Origin of the sequence: Klebsiella sp. CB_Kp196, assembly GCF_040061575.1 — a bacterium.
Classification (GTDB): Bacteria; Pseudomonadota; Gammaproteobacteria; order Enterobacterales; family Enterobacteriaceae; genus Klebsiella; species Klebsiella michiganensis.
Window position 1 is genome coordinate 14,971 of sequence record NZ_JBEAFH010000062.1, and the last position, 17,863, is coordinate 32,833.

Consider the following 17,863-nt stretch of genomic DNA (forward strand, 5'->3'; position numbering starts at 1 on the left):
TTCCATAAAACGGGATAATTATGGACCGACTCAGCGCGATGGCGCTGCTGGTGAAAGTGGCCGAACTCGGCAGTATGTCGGCGGCGGCGCGGGCGCTGAATATGCCCCTGACCACCGTTAGCCGCCAGATTGGCGAACTGGAAAATACCCTCGGCGTGCGCCTGATGATCCGCACCACCCGCAAGCTGACGCTGACCGATGCCGGCGTCGATTATGTCGCCGCCGCGCGGCGCATTCTCGAAGAGGTGGAGAACGCCGAGCGCCAGGCGGCGGGCGAATATCAGGAGCCAAAAGGCGAACTGGTTCTCTCAGCCCCAACCATGTTCGGTCGTCAGCATGTTTTGCCGGTGGTGACGGATTTTCTCGCCCGCTACCCGCAGATTCGCGTCCGTTTACTGCTTAGCGACCGCAACGCCGATCTGGTGGGCGATCATATTGATTTAGCGGTGCGTATCGGCACGCTGCCGGACAGCGGGATGGTGGCCACCCGGCTGGGCGAGATGCGCATTGTGACCTGCGCGCACCCGGCTTTGCTGGAAAAACACGGCATACCCGAACGCCCGCGCGAGCTGGCCGCGCTACCGATCATTCGTATTGAATCGCCGATGCCTTATCGCGGCTGGCGCTTTAACGCCGAAGAGGCGGAGGACCGGCTGGTGGCGCTGCAGCCGGTGCTGTCGCTGACCACGCCGGAGAGCGCCGCCGACGCCGCCCGCCTGGGGGCCGGCGTGGCGCGCCTGCTGCATTACCAGGCGATTGACGGCCTGGCCCGCGGCGAGCTGAAGCTGCTCCTGCAGGCGATGGAACCAGAGCCTGCACCGGTGCACCTGCTGTACACCTCGCGGGATCTGGCTCCGCTTAAGCTGCGTAAATTTATCGATTTCGCCGCGCCGGCTCTGCGTCGGGCGCTGCTGCGTATTGCCGCCGCCGTCTAGCGTGTGCCGGTTTTCAGCGGCGCTTCTTTCAGTAGCCAGGAGAGGGCAAACGCCACCGCCATAATGCAGGCCGCCATCAGAAACGCCGCATGGATAGCGGACCCGAAGGCATCCAGATAATCGAGGCGGATCTCCGCCGGCAGGTTCTGCACTGCCGCCGGGTTCAGCGCCCTCGGCAGCTGCGCGCCTTCCGGCAGCAGGCGCTGGAGATTGCTTTGCAGCACGTGAGTAAACACCGCCCCAAACAGCGCCACGCCGATGGAACCGCCAATCGATCGAAACAGCGTGACCCCGGAGGTCGCCACGCCGTACATCTGCGCGGGCATCGCGTTCTGTACCGCCAGCACCAGCACCTGCATCACCAGCCCCAGGCCCGCCCCCAGCACGCCGGTAAACAGGTACAGCTGCCACATCGCGGAGTGGATGGTGATGCGCGTCAGCAGCACCATGCCGACGACCCCCAGCAGGGTGCCGATAATCGGAAATACGCGATACTTGCCGGTGCGGCTGATAATGCGCCCGCTGACGATCGAGGTCAGCAGCAGGCCGCCCATCAGCGGGATCAGCTGCAGGCCCGCCTCGGTCGGCGTCGCCTCTTTGACCACCTGCAAATAGAGCGGCAGGAAGGTCACCGAGCCGAACAGCGCCATGCCGATAACAAAGCCAATCAGGCTGCACAGCAAAAAGCTGCGGTTGCGAAACAAGGAGAGCGGAATAATCGGCTCGCTGGCCAGCCGCTCTTCATGAATAAAGCCGACGATCCCGACCAGGCCAAACGCCAGGATGCACCAGAGCTGCGGGTCGCTCCACGCGCGGACGCTGCCGCCCTCGGAGGTAAACAGGATGATGCACAGCAGCGCCATGCTGAGGTAAATCGCCCCCAGCCAGTCGATCTGGTGCTGGCTGCGCTTGTTGCTGCTGTGAAAAACCGCACCGATCACCAGCAGCGCAAACAACCCCAGCGGCAGGTTGATGTAAAAAATCCAGCGCCAGGAGGCGTGCTGCACCAGGAAGCCGCCGATTAACGGCCCGATTACCGTCGCCAGGCCAAAGACGCCGCCGAACAGACCCTGATAGCGGCCGCGATTCGCCGGCGGGATGACGTCAGCCACCGCCGCCATGCTGATCACCATCAGGCCGCCGCCGCCCAGCCCCTGCAGGCCGCGCATCAGCACCAGCTGGGTCATATTTTGCGCCAGCCCGCAGAGGGCGGAACCGGCAAGAAACAGCACAATCGCCACCTGCAGAACGATTTTGCGCCCGAACAGATCGCCGAATTTGCCGTACAGCGGCACCGCGATGGTCGAACTCAGGATGTAGGCGGTGACCACCCAGGAGAGCTTATCCAGCCCGCCGAGCTCGCCGACGATGGTCGGCAGCGCGGTGGAAACGATAGTCTGATCCAGCGCCGAGAGCAGCATCACCAGCAGCAGGGCGCTGAAGAGCAGGCGGATCGAGGGCACCGCCGGTTGGCTGGCGATTTCAGATGTCATAGCATCACTCGCTTGAAATTAATTAAATGCATAATTAATATTTAGGGAAATGATGAATCTGGTCAAGGGATCGCCACAGGATGTCAGCACAAAAAGACAACGAAGCCCCGCGTCGTCCCGGTCGCCCGCGCGGGCAGAAATCCGGCTCCGCCAACCGCGAACAGCTGATGGATATTGCCCTGGCGCTGTTTGCGCGCCACGGGATCGCCCGCATTTCGCTGAACGCCATCGCCAAAGAGGCGGGGGTAACGCCCGCGATGCTGCACTACTATTTCAGCTCGCGCGAAGCGCTGGTGGAAAAGCTGGTCGAAGAGCGCTTTATGCCGCTACGCAGCGAGATCGGACAAATTTTTGTCGCGCACGGCGACGATCCGGTCACCGCTTTTACGCTGCTTATTGAAACCCTGGCGGCCATGGCGGAGAAAAACGCGTGGTTCGCGCCGCTGTGGATGCAGGAGATCATCGGCGAGATGCCGGTGCTGCGCCAGCATATGCACGCGCGTTTTGGCGATGAGAAGTACCACAAGATGCTGGAGACGGTGCGCCGCTGGCAGCGGGAGGGTAAGCTTAATCCGGCGCTCTCCCCGGAGCTGCTGTTTACCACCCTGATAAGCCTGGTGCTGGTGCCGTTTTCCCGCACCCACACCGATTCGCGGTTGCAATCGGTAGACCGGAAGATGATTGTCAGCCACGCCCTGGCCCTGATAGGCCGGGGGATCGGCGGCTAATTCCCCCGGCTCGCGCTGCGCTTAGCCGGGCTACAGGTTCACAGCCGTCTGCAATCCTGGGAATACAATCCGGTTCACAACCGCCTGCGATCGGGTAGCCCGGATAAGGCGACAGCCGCCATCCGGGGGATTCAATCCGCTTCACAGCCGCCTGCGTTCGGGTAGCCCGGACAGGCGCACAGCGCCGCCTCCGGGAGGGTCTCCTGAGGCCCGGCTTACAATACTTTCGACAAATAGTGGCGCTGCATGCCCACGTGCGGAAAATCCGGCAGCGACATCTGCAGCTGATAGCCCAGCTTCTGATAAAACGGCAGCGCCTGAAAGCTGAACGTATCCACCAGCACGTGGCTGCAGCCGCGCGCCCGCGCCTGGTTTTCCGCTTCATGCATCAGCTCGCTGCCAAGGCCGCTGCCGCGCGAGGCTTCGCTGACCCACAGATAGTCAATACACAGCCAGCTGCCCTTGCGTTTGCCGATCAACCCGCCGCGCATCGCGCCAGCGTCATCGCGTGAATAAACGCCCAGCTCGCCGAACTGAGCCGGGTCCAGAAAGCGCAGATTGTATTCTCGTAGCCCCGCCAGCAGCTCTTCTTGATCGGCGGGATTAATGTTCTCTGTTATTATTAATGTCATTGATTATCTCCATCTTTTATTTTTCACAGACCATTCACCACCCTACTTTCACAAAATATCCTTTTTTTCTCCATTATTTCCTGACTAAATTCCCTGCACTAAATTTTGTGTAAAAAACCTTCCCATCATTCGGTACAGACGTATAATGGGGAAAAATGAGAACGATCATTCTCAAAACCAAAAACCATGGAGAACCCCACAAGTAATGCCCTGTAGCAGGCGTTATCGCTCGGTTCAGAGCCTGTAACCGCCGTCTGATGCCGTATTCGCCGCACGGGAAAATCTCGGAAAAACCGCTTAATCAATAGCGGTATTCACCGAGTTATTTACTGCAAACAGGAATATTTATTTCCCATTGGGTTATTTGTGCTTGCCCGGAGATGCATCATCGCCCGGCCCATCACCCCGCCAGTGAATTTGCGGGGCGGACGTCGTTCATCCTGAGAAAATATAATGAAATATACTTTAGCCCCCATCGCAGCAGCATTATTTCTCCTTAGCGGGTGCGATAATGCGCAAAACGCTTCCCCGCAGCAGATGACGCAGGAAGTGGGTGTCGTTACCCTGCACGGCCAGCCTGTCCCTGTGGTGAGCAGCCTGACCGGACGCACCACCGCCTCGCTTAGCGCCGAAGTGCGCCCGCAGGTCGGCGGGATCGTGCAAAAACGCCTGTTTACCGAGGGCGATATGGTCAAAGCCGGACAGGCGCTGTACCAAATCGACCCGTCAAGCTATCGCGCGACGTTTAACGAAGCCGCCGCATCGCTAAAACAGGCCCAGGCGCTGGTCATCGCCGATTGCCAAAAAGCCCAGCGCTACGCGGTGCTGGTCAAAGATAACGGCGTCTCCCGTCAGGACGCCGATGACGCGATAGCGACCTGTAACCAGGATAAGGCCAGCGTCGAGTCGAAAAAAGCGGCGCTGGAAAGCGCGCGCATTAACCTGAACTGGACCACCGTGACCGCACCGATTGCCGGGCGCATCGGGATCTCTTCCGTCACGCCGGGCGCGCTGGTGTCCGCCGATCAGGATACCGCGCTGGCGACGATCCGCGGCCTGGATACGATGTACGTCGATCTCACCCGATCCAGCGTCGATCTGCTGCGCCTGCGTAAGCAAAGCCTGGCAAGCAACAGCGATACCCTTAACGTCACCCTGACTCTTGAAGATGGCAGCACCTACAGCGAAAAAGGTCGCCTGGCGCTGACCGAAGTGGCGGTGGATGAATCGACCGGCTCGGTCACGCTGCGCGCGGTCTTTCCCAATCCGCAGCACGTGCTGCTGCCGGGGATGTTCGTTCGCGCCCGCATAGACGAAGGCATCATGAACGATGCGATCCTCGCCCCGCAGCAGGGCATCACCCGCGATGCCAAAGGCGATGCCACCGCGCTGGTGGTTGACGCTAATAACAAGGTTGAACAGCGCAGCGTGGAAACCGGCGAAACCTACGGCGACAAATGGCTTATCGTCAACGGCCTGAAGAGCGGCGACAGGTTGATTGTCGAAGGAACCGGCAAAGTGGCGCCGGGCCAGCAGGTCAAAGCCGCCGAAGTCAAAAATGACGGAGGCAACGCCTGATGTTCTCCCGTTTCTTCGTGCGACGCCCGGTCTTCGCCTGGGTTATCGCCATTCTGATTATGCTCGCCGGGATTCTGGCTATCCGCACCCTGCCGGTCGCCCAGTATCCTGACGTCGCCCCGCCGGCGATAAAAATCTCCGCCACCTACACCGGGGCCTCTGCGGAAACCCTGGAAAACAGCGTCACCCAGGTTATTGAGCAGCAGCTCACCGGACTGGACAACCTGCTCTACTTTACATCCACCAGCAGCTCCGACGGCTCGGTCAGCATTACCGTCACCTTTGAGCAGGGTACCGATCCGGATACCGCCCAGGTTCAGGTGCAGAACAAAGTGCAGCAGGCGGAATCCCGTCTGCCGAGCGAAGTTCAGCAGTCCGGCGTAACGGTGGAGAAATCGCAGAGCAGCTTCCTGCTGATCCTCGCGGTGTATGACAAAAACAACAAAGCCACCAGCTCCGACATCTCCGACTGGCTGGTCAGCAACATGCAGGATCCGATGGCGCGTATTGAAGGCGTCGGCAGCCTGCAGGTGTTCGGCGCGGAATACGCCATGCGCATCTGGATGGACCCGACCAAACTGGCCTCATATTCGCTGATGCCATCCGATGTGCAATCGGCCATTGAGGCGCAGAACGTGCAGGTGTCCGCCGGTAAAATCGGCGCGCTACCCGCCTCCAACGCGCAGCAGCTGACCGCCACCGTGCGTGCCCAGTCGCGGCTGCAAACCGTCGCCCAGTTCAAAGAGATTATCGTCAAGAGCAAGAGCGACGGTTCGGTGGTGCGCCTGAGCGACGTCGCCCGCGTTGAGATGGGCAGCGAAGATTACACCGCCTCCGCCAATCTCAACGGCCATCCGGCTGCCGGGATCGCGGTGATGATGGCGCCGGGCGCTAACGCCCTGAATACCGCGACGCTGGTGAAAAACAAGATTGCCGAGTTCCAGCGTCAGATGCCGCAGGGTTACGATATCGCCTACCCGAAAGACAGCACCGAGTTCATCAAAATCTCGGTGGAGGATGTGATTCAGACGCTGTTCGAGGCGATTATCCTCGTAGTCTGCGTGATGTATCTGTTCCTGCAAAACTTCCGCGCCACGCTGATCCCGGCGGTGGCGGTTCCGGTCGTGCTGCTGGGCACCTTCGGCGTGCTGGCGCTGTTCGGCTACTCCATCAACACCCTGACGCTGTTTGCGATGGTGCTGGCGATAGGCCTGCTGGTGGATGACGCCATCGTGGTGGTGGAAAACGTCGAGCGTATCATGCGCGACGAGGGGCTGCCCGCCCGCGAAGCCACCGAAAAATCAATGGGCGAAATCTCCGGCGCGCTGATCGCCATTGCCCTGGTGCTCTCGGCAGTGTTCCTGCCGATGGCCTTCTTCGGCGGCTCAACCGGGGTGATTTATCGCCAGTTCTCGGTGACCATTATCTCGGCGATGATGCTCTCCGTGGTGGTCGCCTTAACCTTAACCCCGGCGCTGTGCGGCGCGCTGCTGAGCCATTCTAAACCGCATACCAAAGGCTTCTTTGGCGCCTTTAACCGCCTGTGGGGACGCACCGAGCAGGGCTATCAGCATCGTGTTGTTGGCGGCCTGCGCCGCTCGGCGATGATGATGGGCGCTTTTGTCCTGATTTGCGGCGGCATGGCGCTGGCGATGTGGAAACTGCCGGGCAGCTTCCTGCCGACGGAGGATCAGGGCGAAATCATGGTCCAGTACACGCTGCCCGCCGGGGCGACGGCGGTACGTACCGCCGAGGTTCGCCGCCAGGTCACCGACTGGTTCCTGACGAAAGAGAAAGCCAATACCGACGTGATCTTTACCGTCGACGGCTTTAGCTTTAGCGGCAGCGGACAAAACGCCGGGATGGCCTTCGTGTCGCTGAAAAACTGGTCCGAACGTAAAGGCGAAGAAAATACCGCTCAGGCCATCGCCCTGCGCGCCACCAAAGAGCTCGGCAGCATTCGCGACGCCACCCTGTTCGCCATGACCCCGCCGTCGGTAGATGGCCTGGGGCAAAGCAACGGCTTCACCTTCGAACTGATGGCCAGCGGCGGTACCGATCGCGATAGCCTGATGAAAATGCGCAGCCAGCTGCTGGCCGCGGCGAATCAAAGTACCGAGCTGCAGTCGGTACGCGCCAACGATCTGCCGCAAATGCCGCAGCTGCAGGTGGATATCGATAATAACAAAGCCGTGTCGCTCGGGCTGTCGTTAAGCGATGTCACCGATACCCTTTCCAGCGCCTGGGGGGGGACCTACGTTAACGACTTTATCGATCGCGGTCGCGTGAAGAAGGTCTATATCCAGGGCGAAAGCGACGCCCGCGCCGTGCCGTCCGACCTCGGTAAATGGTTTGTGCGCGGCAGCGACGACAGCATGACGCCGTTCTCCGCCTTCGCCACCACCCGCTGGCAATACGGTCCGGAAAGCCTGGTGCGCTACAACGGTTCCGCCGCCTTTGAAATCCAGGGTGAGAACGCCAGCGGCTTCAGCTCCGGCGCGGCAATGGACAAGATGGAGGCCTTAGCCAATAACCTGCCCGCCGGTACCACCTGGGCGTGGAGCGGCATGTCGCTGCAGGAAAAACTCGCCAGCGGCCAGGCGATGAGCCTCTACGCTATCTCGATTCTGGTGGTCTTCCTGTGCCTCGCGGCGCTGTATGAGAGCTGGTCGGTACCGTTCTCGGTGATCATGGTGATCCCGCTTGGGCTGCTCGGCGCGGCGCTGGCGGCGTGGATGCGCGGTCTGAGCAATGACGTTTACTTCCAGGTGGCGCTATTAACCACCATCGGCCTGTCGTCGAAGAACGCCATTCTGATCGTCGAATTCGCTGAATCGGCGGTGGAAGAGGGCTACTCCCTGTCGCGTGCCGCCATGCGCGCCGCGCAGACCCGTCTACGCCCTATTGTGATGACCTCGCTGGCGTTTATTGCCGGGGTGCTGCCGCTGGCGATCGCCACCGGAGCCGGGGCCAACAGCCGCGTGGCGATCGGTACCGGAATTATCGGCGGCACCCTGACCGCGACGCTGCTGGCGGTGTTCTTCGTGCCGCTGTTCTTTGTGCTGGTGAAACGTTTCTTCACCCGCCATCGTTCTTCTCAGGAGTAAGTTATGTTTCGTTTTACCTTAGTTTTTGTTGCGCTCCTGACGGCGGGCTGCGTCTCTCTCGACCCGCACTATGAACGTCCGGCCGCGCCTGTCCCGGCGACCCTGCCGGGTAGCCACGGCGAGGCAACCGCGGTAGTCAGCGACTGGCAGCAGGTAGTGAATGACGCTCGCCTCAAAAAAGTGGTGAACATCGCCTTGACCAGCAACCGCGACGTGCAGAAAGCGCTGGCCGATATCGAAGCCGCGCGCGCCCAGTTTGGCGAAACCCGCGCCTCGCTGTTTCCGACCCTCGACGCCGAGCTGAGCCATACCCGCAGTAAAACGGTGGCCAGCGGCCTCACCTCGTCAGCGGAAGCCGACGGCGCGGTTTCCAGCTTCGAGCTGGATCTGTTTGGCAAGAACCAAAGCCTGACGCGCGCGGCGCGGGAAACCTGGCTTGCCAGCGAATTCACCGCCCAGAATACGCGTCTGACGATGATCGCCGATCTGACCACCGCGTGGATAACGCTCGCCGCGGACAACAGCAATCTGGTGCTGGCGCAGGACACCATGGCCAGCGCGGAGAATTCGCGCCGCATCGTCACCCGCCAGATGGAAGTCGGCACCGCCTCGGCAGGAGACCTGAGCGATGCCGAAAGCGTTTATCAGCAGGCGCGCGCCAGCGTCGCCAGCTACCGCACGCTGGTGGCCCAGGATAAAAACGCGCTCAACCTGCTGGCCGGAGAAACCGTGCCGGATAGCCTGCTGCCCGGCACGCTGGAAAGCCTTGGCGATCGGAGTATCACCCTGGTGCCGGCGGGCGTCTCTTCATCGGTACTACTGCGCCGCCCGGATATCCAGGAAGCGGAGCATAATCTGAAGAGCACTAACGCCGATATCGGCGCGGCGCGGGCCAATTTCTTCCCGTCCATCTCGCTGACCGCCAGCGCCGGGGTCGGCAGCGACTCGCTCTCGTCGCTGTTCAGCCACGGCATGCAGGTGTGGTCATTCGCGCCGTCCATCAGCCTGCCGCTGTTTACCGGCGGCAGCAACCTGGCGCAGCTGCGCTATGCTGAAGCGGAGAAAAAGGGGCTGATCGCCACCTATGAGAAGACGATTCAGAGCGCCTTTAAGGATGTCGCCGACGCGCTGGCGCGCCGGGAAACGCTCAGCGAACAGCTGGACGCGCAGAATAAATACGTCGCGGCGGAGCAGAAATCGTTGAATATCGCGATGAAGAGCTATCAGGCCGGGGTCGGAGATTATCTGTCGGTGCTGACCGCCCAGCGAACGCTGTGGTCGGCGCAGGCCACGCTTATCTCCCTCCAGCAAACGGATCTGGAAAACCGCATTACCCTCTGGCAGTCGCTGGGAGGCGGCGCCAGCTAACGTTTTTGCCGGGCGGCAACGCCCGGTTTGATGACAAGGAGCCCGTTGATATGTCCCGAATTTCCCTCTCCTGGGTCGTGGTTCTCGGTTTGCTCAGCGCCATTGGGCCGCTGTGTACCGATTTCTATCTGCCCGCGCTGCCGGAAATCACCCAGCAGCTCAGCGCCACCGGCACGCAGACCCAGCTTTCGCTGACCGCGGCGCTGATTGGCCTCGGCCTTGGACAGCTGTTTTTTGGCCCGCTGAGCGACCGCATTGGCCGTAAAAAGCCGCTGGCGCTCTCCCTGCTGCTGTTTATCTTCTCCTCGGCGATGTGCGCGATAACCTACGATATCCATATGCTGATCGCCTGGCGCTTTCTGCAGGGCTTCGCCGGCGCGGGCGGCTCGGTGCTGTCGCGCTCCATCGCCCGCGACAGATATCAGGGTACGCTGCTGACCCAGTTTTTCGCCCTGCTGATGACCGTTAACGGCATTGCGCCGGTGCTTTCACCGGTACTCGGCGGCTGGATTATCACCGCCTTCGACTGGCGTATCCTGTTCTGGGCAATGGCGGCGATCGGCGTTGTCTTGCTGCTGCTCAGCCTGACGGTGCTGCACGAAACGCTGCCGGCCAAAAGCGCCGCCTCGGCTACGCGGCAGCAGGCTGATGCGCCGGTGCTGAAAAACCGCCGCTTTATGCGCTACTGCCTGATTCAGGCCTTTATGATGGCCGGGCTGTTTTCGTATATCGGCTCGTCTTCGTTCGTTATCCAGAGCGAATATGCCATGAGCGCGATGCAGTTCAGCCTGCTGTTCGGCCTTAACGGTATCGGGCTGATTATCGCGGCGCTGATCTTTTCCCGCCTGGCGCGCCGCTTCAGCGCCGAAGCCCTGCTGCGCGGCGGCCAGCTGCTGGCGGTGGCGTTTGCCGCCATCACCCTGCTCTTCGCCTGGCTACCGCAGCCGACGCTGGCGCTGGTCGGCCTGTTTTTTACCGTTTCCATGATGAGCGGCATCAGTACCGTTGCCGGCTCGGAAGCGATGAACGCCATTCACGCCCGCCAGTCCGGCACCGCTTCCGCCCTGATGGGCACGCTGATGTTTGTGTTCGGCGGTATTGCCGCGCCGCTGGCCGGTCTCGGCGGCGAAACGATGCTCAAAATGAGCTTCGCGATGACCCTTTGCTATCTGGCCGCGCTGCTGATTGGCCTGAAAAAGCCGCGCCCCATCGCATAACCTCCTCCGGGGTAATAAAATATTCCAATTATATTACCCCTCTTTTTCCCGTCAGTACTGTAATCTCCTATTATTCCTTCAACACCAATCGTGATAACCTTCACAGGAAAGGAATAATTAATTCCTTATACTGCCCGCCACCGTGAATAAAGAGGTTCCTATGAGTATCGACCTGAGCAAACTGCTGACCGAGCGCCGCAACGCCAATAGCGCCAACATTGATATCCTCACCACCGAAGAGATGCTGACGGTGATTAACCAGGAAGACCAGCAGGTGGCTCACGCCATCACCCCCTATCTGCCGCAAATTGCCCAGGTGGTGGATAAGGTCGCGGCGGCGCTGCAGGCGGGTGGTCGACTGATTTACATTGGCGCGGGCACTTCCGGGCGTCTGGGGATCCTTGATGCCAGCGAGTGTCCGCCGACCTTCGGCACCCGCCCGGAGCAAGTGGTGGGCATTATCGCGGGCGGCCATAAAGCCATACTGAGCGCCGTAGAGAACGTCGAAGACAACAAAGCGCAAGGGGCGATGGACCTGCAGAACCTGAACTTTAGCAGCCGCGACGTGCTAGTCGGCCTGGCCGCCAGCGGACGCACGCCGTACGTCATCGGCGCGATGGAGTATGCCCACAGCCAGAACGCTTTTGTCGCCATCGTCAGCTGTAACCCGCACGGCGAAATGGCCCAGCTGGCGGACGTCGCCATTACGCCGGTCGTGGGTCCGGAAGTGGTGACCGGCTCAACGCGCCTGAAGGCGGGCACAGCGCAGAAGCTGGTGCTGAATATGATTTCTACCGGGGCGATGATCCGCATCGGCAAGGTCTACAGCAATCTGATGGTGGACGTGGAAGCGACCAACGCCAAGCTTATCGAGCGCCAGGTGTCCATCGTCATGGAAGCGACCGAATGCGATCGCGCAACCGCCCAGAGCGCGCTGGAAGCCTGCGATCGCCACTGCAAAACGGCGATTGTGATGGTGCTGGCTGATTTAAGCGCCGCGGATGCCCAGGCGCTGCTGGCAAAAAATAACGGCTATATCCGCAAGGCGCTGAGCCACTCCTGACCGCTGACTCACGGGTAATCTGCAATGGCAAAAATAAATAAAGAGATGATAGCGCGGATCCTGCAGCACGTTGGCGGAGCCGGGAACGTCGCGCAGGCGGGCAACTGTATGACCCGGCTGCGCCTGACCCTGCGCGATGAATCACGGGCCGATAGCGCCGCCATCCGCCAGATTGACGACGTAATGGGGGTGATCGTTAGCGATGAACAGTTCCAGGTCGTCCTTGGGCCCGGCAAGGCGCAAAGCGCGGCGGAAATGATGAATGCGTTACTGGAAGAGGCCCCGGCGGATGCGCCATCGCTGGCCGATGTCGCCGCCGAAAAGAAACAGGCGCTGAAGAGCAAGCAAACCAGCGGTATTCAAAAATTCCTCGCGAAATTCGCCACCATCTTCACCCCGCTCATTCCCGGCTTTATCGCCGTCGGCCTGCTGTTGGGGTTCGCGACCCTGGCGGAGCAGATATTTGTCCTCGAAAACGCGCATCCGAACGCGACATTGATGGCGCTGATCGGCTACATGAAGGTGTTCAGCAAAGGGATGTTTACCTTCCTGAGCATCCTGATCGGCTATAACGCCCAGAAAGCCTTCGGCGGCTCCGGGGTCAACGGGGCCATCATCGCTGCGCTGTTTGTTCTCGGCTATAACCCGGAAGCCACCAGCGGCTTCTATTCCGGGATTTCCACCTTCTTCGGCCACGGTATTGACCCGCGCGGCAATATTATCGGCGTGCTTATCGCCGCGATTATCGGCGCGTGGGTGGAACGACAGGTACGCCGCATCATGCCTGCCAACCTCGATATGATCCTCACCTCGGCGGTGACGCTGCTAATCATGGGCGCGATCACCTTTACCGTCATTATGCCTATCGGCGGCTGGCTGTTCACCGGGATGTCATGGCTGTTTCTGCACCTTAACGGTAACCCGTTCGGCTCTGCCGTACTGGCCGGCCTGTTCCTGCTGGCGGTGATGTTCGGCGTCCATCAGGGCTTCGTGCCGGTCTATTTCGCGCTGGTGGATGCGCAGGGGTTTAACTCGCTGTTTCCGATCCTGGCCATGGCCGGTGCCGGACAGGTTGGTGCGGCGCTGGCGCTGTTCTGGCGGGCGAAGCACGGTTCTCTGCTGCGCACGCAGATTAAAGGGGCGATTATTCCCGGCTTTCTCGGCATCGGTGAACCGCTGATTTACGGTGTGACGCTACCGCGCATGAAGCCCTTTATCACCGCCTGTCTCGGCGGCGCCTGCGGCGGTTTCTTCCTCGGGCTCATCGCCTGGCTGGGGCTACCGGTCGGCCTGAATACGGTGTTTGGCCCGTCGGGGCTGGTGGCGCTGCCGCTGATGACCTCCGGCAGCGGCATCTACGCCGGAATGGCGGTGTATGCCGCCGGGCTGGCGGTCTCTTACCTGTGCGGCTTCGCCCTGACCTGGCTGTTCGGCAGTAAAAACGTTGATTTGAGCTAAGAGGCGCGTCCGGCGCATAAAAATTGAATCTTTTTTAACCCGCCGAATGGCGGGTTTATTTATTTCTGTGTAATCTACACGTGTAGATTACACAGGAGATTCCCTATGCCAGCCGCAAAACGCAATAAGCAGAACGTCAGCGTGACACTGGACCCAGGCCTGGTTAAACAGGCTCGTGAGGTCGGCATCAATCTGTCTCTAACGTTGACTAACGCTCTAAAAAGCGAAATCCACAGCCTCGAAATAGCCCGCTGGCAAAAAGAAAATGCCCAGGCAATCGACTACCTCAATAATTTAACTGAGGAAAATGGACTTCTCTCTGATGAATACAGGACGTTCTAAATATGCAGTATTACGTTTATAAGAATACAGGTCGAATTGCTGCGTATCCTTACCTCCTTGATGTACAGAGTGACATTATCGGCAAGCGCAATACTCGGGTCGTGATTCCACTGTTTCCACTGAAAAACTATAAAGGTCCACGCGCCGATCGTTTAACACCGCTTGTCACCGTAGAAGGGGAAGAATACGTCGTGATGACTCACGAACTCGCCAGCATCCCACATCATGTTCTGGGTGAAGAAGTTTGTAATCTGAATCACCAGCGCGAAGTCGTTAAAGCTTCAATGGATTTTCTTTTCGACGGGATCTAACTCGCTACAAGCTTACGCGTCAGATCGCCAAACCCAACGATCTTCCGCCGCAAGGGGCACGCAAATACTCCGACTCCCCTTTCCTGCCCCGCTTCCCGCGCGTACTCATGCTATGATACTGCTTTCGCGCTATTTTCACCTGAGGGAAAGATGGGCTCCAGCAAAAAAGGGATGCTGAACGTACTGATCGCCGCCGTGCTGTGGGGCAGCTCGGGCGTCTGCGCGCAATATATTATGCAGCAAAGCCAGATGTCATCGCCGTTTCTGACCATGACGCGCCTGCTGTTCGCCGGCCTGATCCTTCTGATGCTCTCGTTCTTCCACGGCGATAAGATTTTCCGCGTCCTGCAAAACCGCAAAGACGCCGCCAGCCTGCTGATCTTTTCGCTGTTCGGCGCGCTTACCGTGCAGTACACCTTTCTGATGACTATCGAGCAATCCAACGCCGCCACCGCGACGGTGCTGCAGTTTCTGTCGCCGACGATTATCGTCGCCTGGTTTGCCATCGCCCGCAAAACGCGCCCCAGCCCGCTGGTGCTCGCGGCCATCGCCACCTCGCTGGCGGGCACTTTCCTGCTGGTGACCCACGGCAACCCGACGACGCTGTCGATTTCCCCCACGGCGCTGTTCTGGGGGATTGCTTCGGCGTTTGCCGCCGCTTTTTATACGACTTATCCTTCGACGCTGATTGCCCGCTACGGCACGCTGCCGATTGTCGGCTGGAGCATGCTGCTCGGCGGCGCCATGCTGCTGCCGTTCTACGCCGGACAGGGCAACCATTTTGTGGTGACCGGCGGCCTGCTGCTGGCCTTTTTCTACCTGGTGGTAATCGGCACCTCGCTGACCTTCAGCCTCTATCTGAACGGCGCGCAGAAGATTGGCGGCGCGAAGGCGGGGATCCTCAGCTGCGCGGAGCCGCTGAGTAGCGCCCTGCTCTCCCTGCTGCTGCTCGGCATCACTTTTACTCTCCCGGACTGGCTAGGCACGCTGCTGATTCTCTCGTCGGTGGTGCTGATCGCCATGGATTCGCGGCGGCGGGTTAAAACGGCCTGACGATTATCGGCCAGGAGAGGCTGCGACCGGCGTTTGCAGCCTCTTCAGGTCGTCATCCGTCAGCTCGCAAGCCACCTGCACCAGCTCGCGCTCAAACCCCTGCTCCAGAAGTGAACGGGCAATACGCAACGCTTCTTCTAGTCTACCCTCTTGTTTACCTTCTAACTTGCCCTCCAACTTGCCTTCTTGTCTCCCTTCCTGCCGTAGCCTTTCCGCAATCGTCATGAGTACCTCCTTATGTTGAGGAACGCGCCGCTCGACCTCGTGAAGAAATTCACCAAAATGAGGCGCATCGCCGCACTGCAGCATGTAATTAAACAGCGCTTTCAGCTGGCTGTCATTAGCGCAACCTTTAACCAACAGCTCGGCTAATCGCTCCACCAGGCCAAGTAAATCGCGCTGGCGAATATGCTTTTGAATCAGCTCCAGCAACGCCACGCGCCGGTGCTGCATAATGTCGTCATCCGGCACCACCGTAATATCCACCAGCGGGAAAGCGGCGGCATAAAGTCGTCGCGCCGTCTGCGTATCAGTAAACTCATCCAGCCAGCAAAGCGAGAAGGGATAGGGACTTTTCGCGCCGTGATAAAACAGCATCGGCACCACCAGCGGCAACGTTTTATGCCCGGCATCCAGATGACGCTGCATCGCCGCCAGCGCGTAGCGCATCAGCCTGAATGCCATATGCGCATCCGGCGTGCTCTGATGTTCAATCACCACATAGATATAGCCGTCACCGTCGCGGGTTTTCAGCGACCACAGCACGTCGGAGTAGCTGGCGCGCAAATCGGCCTCAATAAAGCTGCCGGACTCCAGCTTGAGCGTTTGCAGATTACACAGCTGGCGCAGCGAAGCGGGCAGATGAATGTCGATAAAATCCCTGGCGCACTCGGGATGCGATAAAAACTGTTTAAAAACCGCATCGTGCGGCGTCGAGGGGGTTCCTTTTTGCGTCATGGTCCGCCATCCCTGAAACGTAATGGCTGGAATATATCCGGCCCAAAAAGCGCAAACACCTGCGCATCAACGGCTTTGCTTGCCGGTACGAAAGATAAATTTCAGCGGCTGAAACAGACTCATTCTTATGGAAACCAGCGCGCAAAATGTTGGTTCAGGAATGCGTCTATAGTTAGAGGAACCCTTTAATAAAAATAAGGATATCCGTGATGAAGAGAATGAGTTTTGCTCTTTCGCTGGCAGCCAGCCTGATGTTCTCCAGCGTGGCGACAGCCGCACCGCTCTCCGGGCTGAAGTTTGAACAGCAAAAGCAGCAGATAGTGAAGGATGTGAGGAAAAATTGCCCTGCCAGCAGCGCGCTGGATGATACGCAGTTTGCTAACCGCGTGCTGGAATCAGCGGAAAATAAGACCGCCGTACAAAGCGCGACGCGGGCGCTGGATAAAAACAACAGCGCCGCTTATCAGAAGGCCATTAGCGGCATTCAGTGCCCAACGCCCTAGTACCGGGCGCGGAGGCGTCGCCATTAGCGGTTCGGAATGATCAAATCTCCACGCAGCGGGCTGCTAGCGAGCATTTGCGTCTTCTCGGTCAGCCAGTTGACTATCTGGCTGGCCATCGCGTCCATGGAATATTCAATCGCTGGAATCGTCGGAATACCGGGCAGCTGTAACGAGCCCGCCAGGCTGAACACCATGACTTTTTCCGGTACCGCGCGATTAAACGCCTGGAGCTGCGGCACCACCAGCTGCGCCTGCTGCTCGTTGGCAACCAATAACGCATTAAAATTCAGGGTGGTTGCGTTGTTCACCAGCTCCTGAACCGCCACGGACGGCGAATGGCTGTCAAGAAAAACCAGGTTGCGATTGAACGGCAGAAAATTCTTTTCCAGCGCGTGCTTGTAGCCCAGCAGAACCTGGTCAGCAAAGCCGTTAGCCTGAGGATGAATCAGCGCAATCTGCCGCCGCCCCTGGCTTATCAGATAGTTGCAGGCCGTTTCCGCCGCAAAGGCGTGGTCAAACTGAATGCTATTCGTTGCGTCACTTTCCAGGCAGTCAATCAGCACTACGTCGCGCCGGTCGATATTGAGCGGAAACCGCGCGCCGATGATTAACACATTATCGCAGAGGCCGCAGGTCAACTCTTCCAGCGAATGGAGCACTCTGCCGCGGCTGTTGGCAAAACGCAGCAGCAGGTGCATCTGGTGCTGGCTGAGCTGTTTTTCCAGCGCGTAGAGATAGCTGGTGGTTTGATTAATGTTGTCCTGGGCGCAAATGACGCCGATGCAGCCGGTGGTCTGACTCAGCAAAGATTGCGCGATCATATTCGGCCGGTAGTTAAGCGCTTCCGCCGCCTGCAATACCGCCTGTCGGCTGGCTTCCTTTACGCCGCGCGAACCACTCAACACCCGAGAGACTGTGGCTTTAGACACCCCAGCTAACCGTGATACATCGTTGATTGTAGACATTATTTTCCCCTGACAGGGCCAATCCGATCCCTGTAAATCCTTAAACCTGAATCGCTTCAATAATAACCAGCGGCAGTATATCCGTTTCCCTTTTTATTTGGAAACCGATTTTCCGTTTCATGGAAAATCGTAGCAAAAACCAGGAAAATTTGT

General features: G+C 59.3%; 16 protein-coding genes. 12 read left to right on the forward strand and 4 right to left on the reverse strand.

Annotated features, from left to right (window positions below):
• Nucleotides 1-20: 20 nt before the first annotated feature.
• Nucleotides 21-935: a LysR family transcriptional regulator gene (locus ABLU87_RS22775; protein ID WP_014227289.1), complete on the forward strand. Its 915-nt coding sequence runs from the start codon at nucleotides 21-23 to the stop codon at nucleotides 933-935.
• On the opposite strand, the gene ABLU87_RS22780 is transcribed toward ABLU87_RS22775, so the two are convergent.
• On the reverse strand, nucleotides 932-2,428 hold the full coding sequence (locus ABLU87_RS22780) for an MDR family MFS transporter (protein WP_032695129.1): 1,497 nt from the start codon (nucleotides 2,426-2,428) through the stop codon (nucleotides 932-934). The two genes, ABLU87_RS22775 and ABLU87_RS22780, sit on opposite strands and share 4 nt — an antisense overlap.
• A gap of 80 nt (nucleotides 2,429-2,508) precedes the next feature.
• Between ABLU87_RS22780 and ABLU87_RS22785 the strand changes: the two genes are divergently transcribed.
• Nucleotides 2,509-3,156, forward strand: a complete 648-nt coding sequence (locus tag ABLU87_RS22785; protein ID WP_064357603.1) for a TetR/AcrR family transcriptional regulator — start codon at nucleotides 2,509-2,511, stop codon at nucleotides 3,154-3,156.
• A gap of 215 nt (nucleotides 3,157-3,371) precedes the next feature.
• Here ABLU87_RS22785 and ABLU87_RS22790 read toward each other — a convergent pair whose 3' ends face one another.
• On the reverse strand, nucleotides 3,372-3,788 hold the full coding sequence (locus ABLU87_RS22790; protein WP_025107590.1) for a GNAT family N-acetyltransferase: 417 nt from the start codon (nucleotides 3,786-3,788) through the stop codon (nucleotides 3,372-3,374).
• Between the two features lie 453 nt (nucleotides 3,789-4,241).
• Between ABLU87_RS22790 and ABLU87_RS22795 the strand changes: the two genes are divergently transcribed.
• The 9 genes from ABLU87_RS22795 to ABLU87_RS22835 all read left to right on the forward strand — a co-directional run bounded on the left by ABLU87_RS22795 (nucleotide 4,242) and on the right by ABLU87_RS22835 (nucleotide 15,285).
• Complete coding sequence (locus ABLU87_RS22795) at nucleotides 4,242-5,366, forward strand: efflux RND transporter periplasmic adaptor subunit (RefSeq protein WP_014227293.1); 1,125 nt, start codon at nucleotides 4,242-4,244, stop codon at nucleotides 5,364-5,366.
• Entirely contained in the window at nucleotides 5,366-8,473 is a 3,108-nt protein-coding gene (eefB, locus tag ABLU87_RS22800; protein WP_032751836.1) for a multidrug efflux RND transporter permease subunit EefB, read from the forward strand. Before ABLU87_RS22795 ends, eefB begins: the two co-directional genes overlap by 1 nt.
• Before the next feature lie 3 nt (nucleotides 8,474-8,476).
• Complete coding sequence (locus ABLU87_RS22805; RefSeq protein ID WP_122116990.1) at nucleotides 8,477-9,841, forward strand: efflux transporter outer membrane subunit; 1,365 nt, start codon at nucleotides 8,477-8,479, stop codon at nucleotides 9,839-9,841.
• Nucleotides 9,842-9,891: 50 nt separating this feature from the next.
• Nucleotides 9,892-11,058 carry a multidrug effflux MFS transporter gene (locus tag ABLU87_RS22810; protein WP_014227296.1) on the forward strand — a complete coding sequence of 389 codons (1,167 nt, stop codon included), beginning with the start codon at nucleotides 9,892-9,894 and terminating at the stop codon, nucleotides 11,056-11,058.
• A gap of 160 nt (nucleotides 11,059-11,218) precedes the next feature.
• On the forward strand, nucleotides 11,219-12,121 hold the full coding sequence (gene murQ, locus ABLU87_RS22815) for an N-acetylmuramic acid 6-phosphate etherase (protein ID WP_009654080.1): 903 nt from the start codon (nucleotides 11,219-11,221) through the stop codon (nucleotides 12,119-12,121).
• Between the two features lie 24 nt (nucleotides 12,122-12,145).
• On the forward strand, nucleotides 12,146-13,579 hold the full coding sequence (murP, locus tag ABLU87_RS22820; RefSeq protein WP_116280586.1) for a PTS N-acetylmuramic acid transporter subunit IIBC: 1,434 nt from the start codon (nucleotides 12,146-12,148) through the stop codon (nucleotides 13,577-13,579).
• Between the two features lie 105 nt (nucleotides 13,580-13,684).
• Nucleotides 13,685-13,921, forward strand: coding sequence for a type II toxin-antitoxin system CcdA family antitoxin (locus ABLU87_RS22825; protein WP_014227298.1), 237 nt, complete (start codon nucleotides 13,685-13,687; stop codon nucleotides 13,919-13,921).
• 2 nt (nucleotides 13,922-13,923) lie between these two features.
• Nucleotides 13,924-14,232 carry a CcdB family protein gene (locus ABLU87_RS22830; RefSeq protein WP_122116989.1) on the forward strand — a complete coding sequence of 103 codons (309 nt, stop codon included), beginning with the start codon at nucleotides 13,924-13,926 and terminating at the stop codon, nucleotides 14,230-14,232.
• 150 nt (nucleotides 14,233-14,382) lie between these two features.
• Nucleotides 14,383-15,285 (forward strand): EamA family transporter, encoded by a 903-nt coding sequence (locus tag ABLU87_RS22835; RefSeq protein WP_014227300.1) that lies wholly within the window; start codon nucleotides 14,383-14,385, stop codon nucleotides 15,283-15,285.
• A 3-nt stretch (nucleotides 15,286-15,288) separates the two neighbouring features.
• Here the strand turns inward: ABLU87_RS22835 and ABLU87_RS22840 are convergent, their stop codons facing one another.
• A complete protein-coding gene (locus ABLU87_RS22840; RefSeq protein ID WP_116280588.1) occupies nucleotides 15,289-16,242 on the reverse strand; it encodes an Rpn family recombination-promoting nuclease/putative transposase in 954 nt (317 codons plus the stop codon).
• 209 nt (nucleotides 16,243-16,451) lie between these two features.
• Here ABLU87_RS22840 and ABLU87_RS22845 point away from each other — a divergent pair, with 209 nt between their 5' ends.
• Entirely contained in the window at nucleotides 16,452-16,745 is a 294-nt protein-coding gene (locus ABLU87_RS22845; protein WP_014227302.1) for a YicS family protein, read from the forward strand.
• Nucleotides 16,746-16,768: 23 nt separating this feature from the next.
• On the opposite strand, the gene ABLU87_RS22850 is transcribed toward ABLU87_RS22845, so the two are convergent.
• On the reverse strand, nucleotides 16,769-17,710 hold the full coding sequence (locus ABLU87_RS22850) for a LacI family DNA-binding transcriptional regulator (RefSeq protein WP_122116988.1): 942 nt from the start codon (nucleotides 17,708-17,710) through the stop codon (nucleotides 16,769-16,771).
• Nucleotides 17,711-17,863 lie beyond the last annotated feature (153 nt).

Bases quoted from the DNA above. Each gene is read 5' to 3' on its own strand.
- ABLU87_RS22835 (WP_014227300.1), top strand. From the start codon at position 14,383: ATGGGCTCCAGCAAAAAAGGGATGCTGAACGTACTGATCGCCGCCGTG.
- ABLU87_RS22810 (WP_014227296.1), top strand. From the start codon at position 9,892: ATGTCCCGAATTTCCCTCTCCTGGGTCGTGGTTCTCGGTTTGCTCAGC.
- ABLU87_RS22785 (WP_064357603.1), top strand. From the start codon at position 2,509: ATGTCAGCACAAAAAGACAACGAAGCCCCGCGTCGTCCCGGTCGCCCG.
- ABLU87_RS22790 (WP_025107590.1), bottom strand. From the start codon at position 3,788: ATGACATTAATAATAACAGAGAACATTAATCCCGCCGATCAAGAAGAG.
- ABLU87_RS22775 (WP_014227289.1), top strand. From the start codon at position 21: ATGGACCGACTCAGCGCGATGGCGCTGCTGGTGAAAGTGGCCGAACTC.
- murQ (WP_009654080.1), top strand. From the start codon at position 11,219: ATGAGTATCGACCTGAGCAAACTGCTGACCGAGCGCCGCAACGCCAAT.
- ABLU87_RS22840 (WP_116280588.1), bottom strand. From the start codon at position 16,242: ATGACGCAAAAAGGAACCCCCTCGACGCCGCACGATGCGGTTTTTAAA.
- ABLU87_RS22805 (WP_122116990.1), top strand. From the start codon at position 8,477: ATGTTTCGTTTTACCTTAGTTTTTGTTGCGCTCCTGACGGCGGGCTGC.
- eefB (WP_032751836.1), top strand. From the start codon at position 5,366: ATGTTCTCCCGTTTCTTCGTGCGACGCCCGGTCTTCGCCTGGGTTATC.
- ABLU87_RS22780 (WP_032695129.1), bottom strand. From the start codon at position 2,428: ATGACATCTGAAATCGCCAGCCAACCGGCGGTGCCCTCGATCCGCCTG.
- ABLU87_RS22795 (WP_014227293.1), top strand. From the start codon at position 4,242: ATGAAATATACTTTAGCCCCCATCGCAGCAGCATTATTTCTCCTTAGC.
- ABLU87_RS22850 (WP_122116988.1), bottom strand. From the start codon at position 17,710: ATGTCTACAATCAACGATGTATCACGGTTAGCTGGGGTGTCTAAAGCC.
- murP (WP_116280586.1), top strand. From the start codon at position 12,146: ATGGCAAAAATAAATAAAGAGATGATAGCGCGGATCCTGCAGCACGTT.
- ABLU87_RS22845 (WP_014227302.1), top strand. From the start codon at position 16,452: ATGAAGAGAATGAGTTTTGCTCTTTCGCTGGCAGCCAGCCTGATGTTC.
- ABLU87_RS22825 (WP_014227298.1), top strand. From the start codon at position 13,685: ATGCCAGCCGCAAAACGCAATAAGCAGAACGTCAGCGTGACACTGGAC.
- ABLU87_RS22830 (WP_122116989.1), top strand. From the start codon at position 13,924: ATGCAGTATTACGTTTATAAGAATACAGGTCGAATTGCTGCGTATCCT.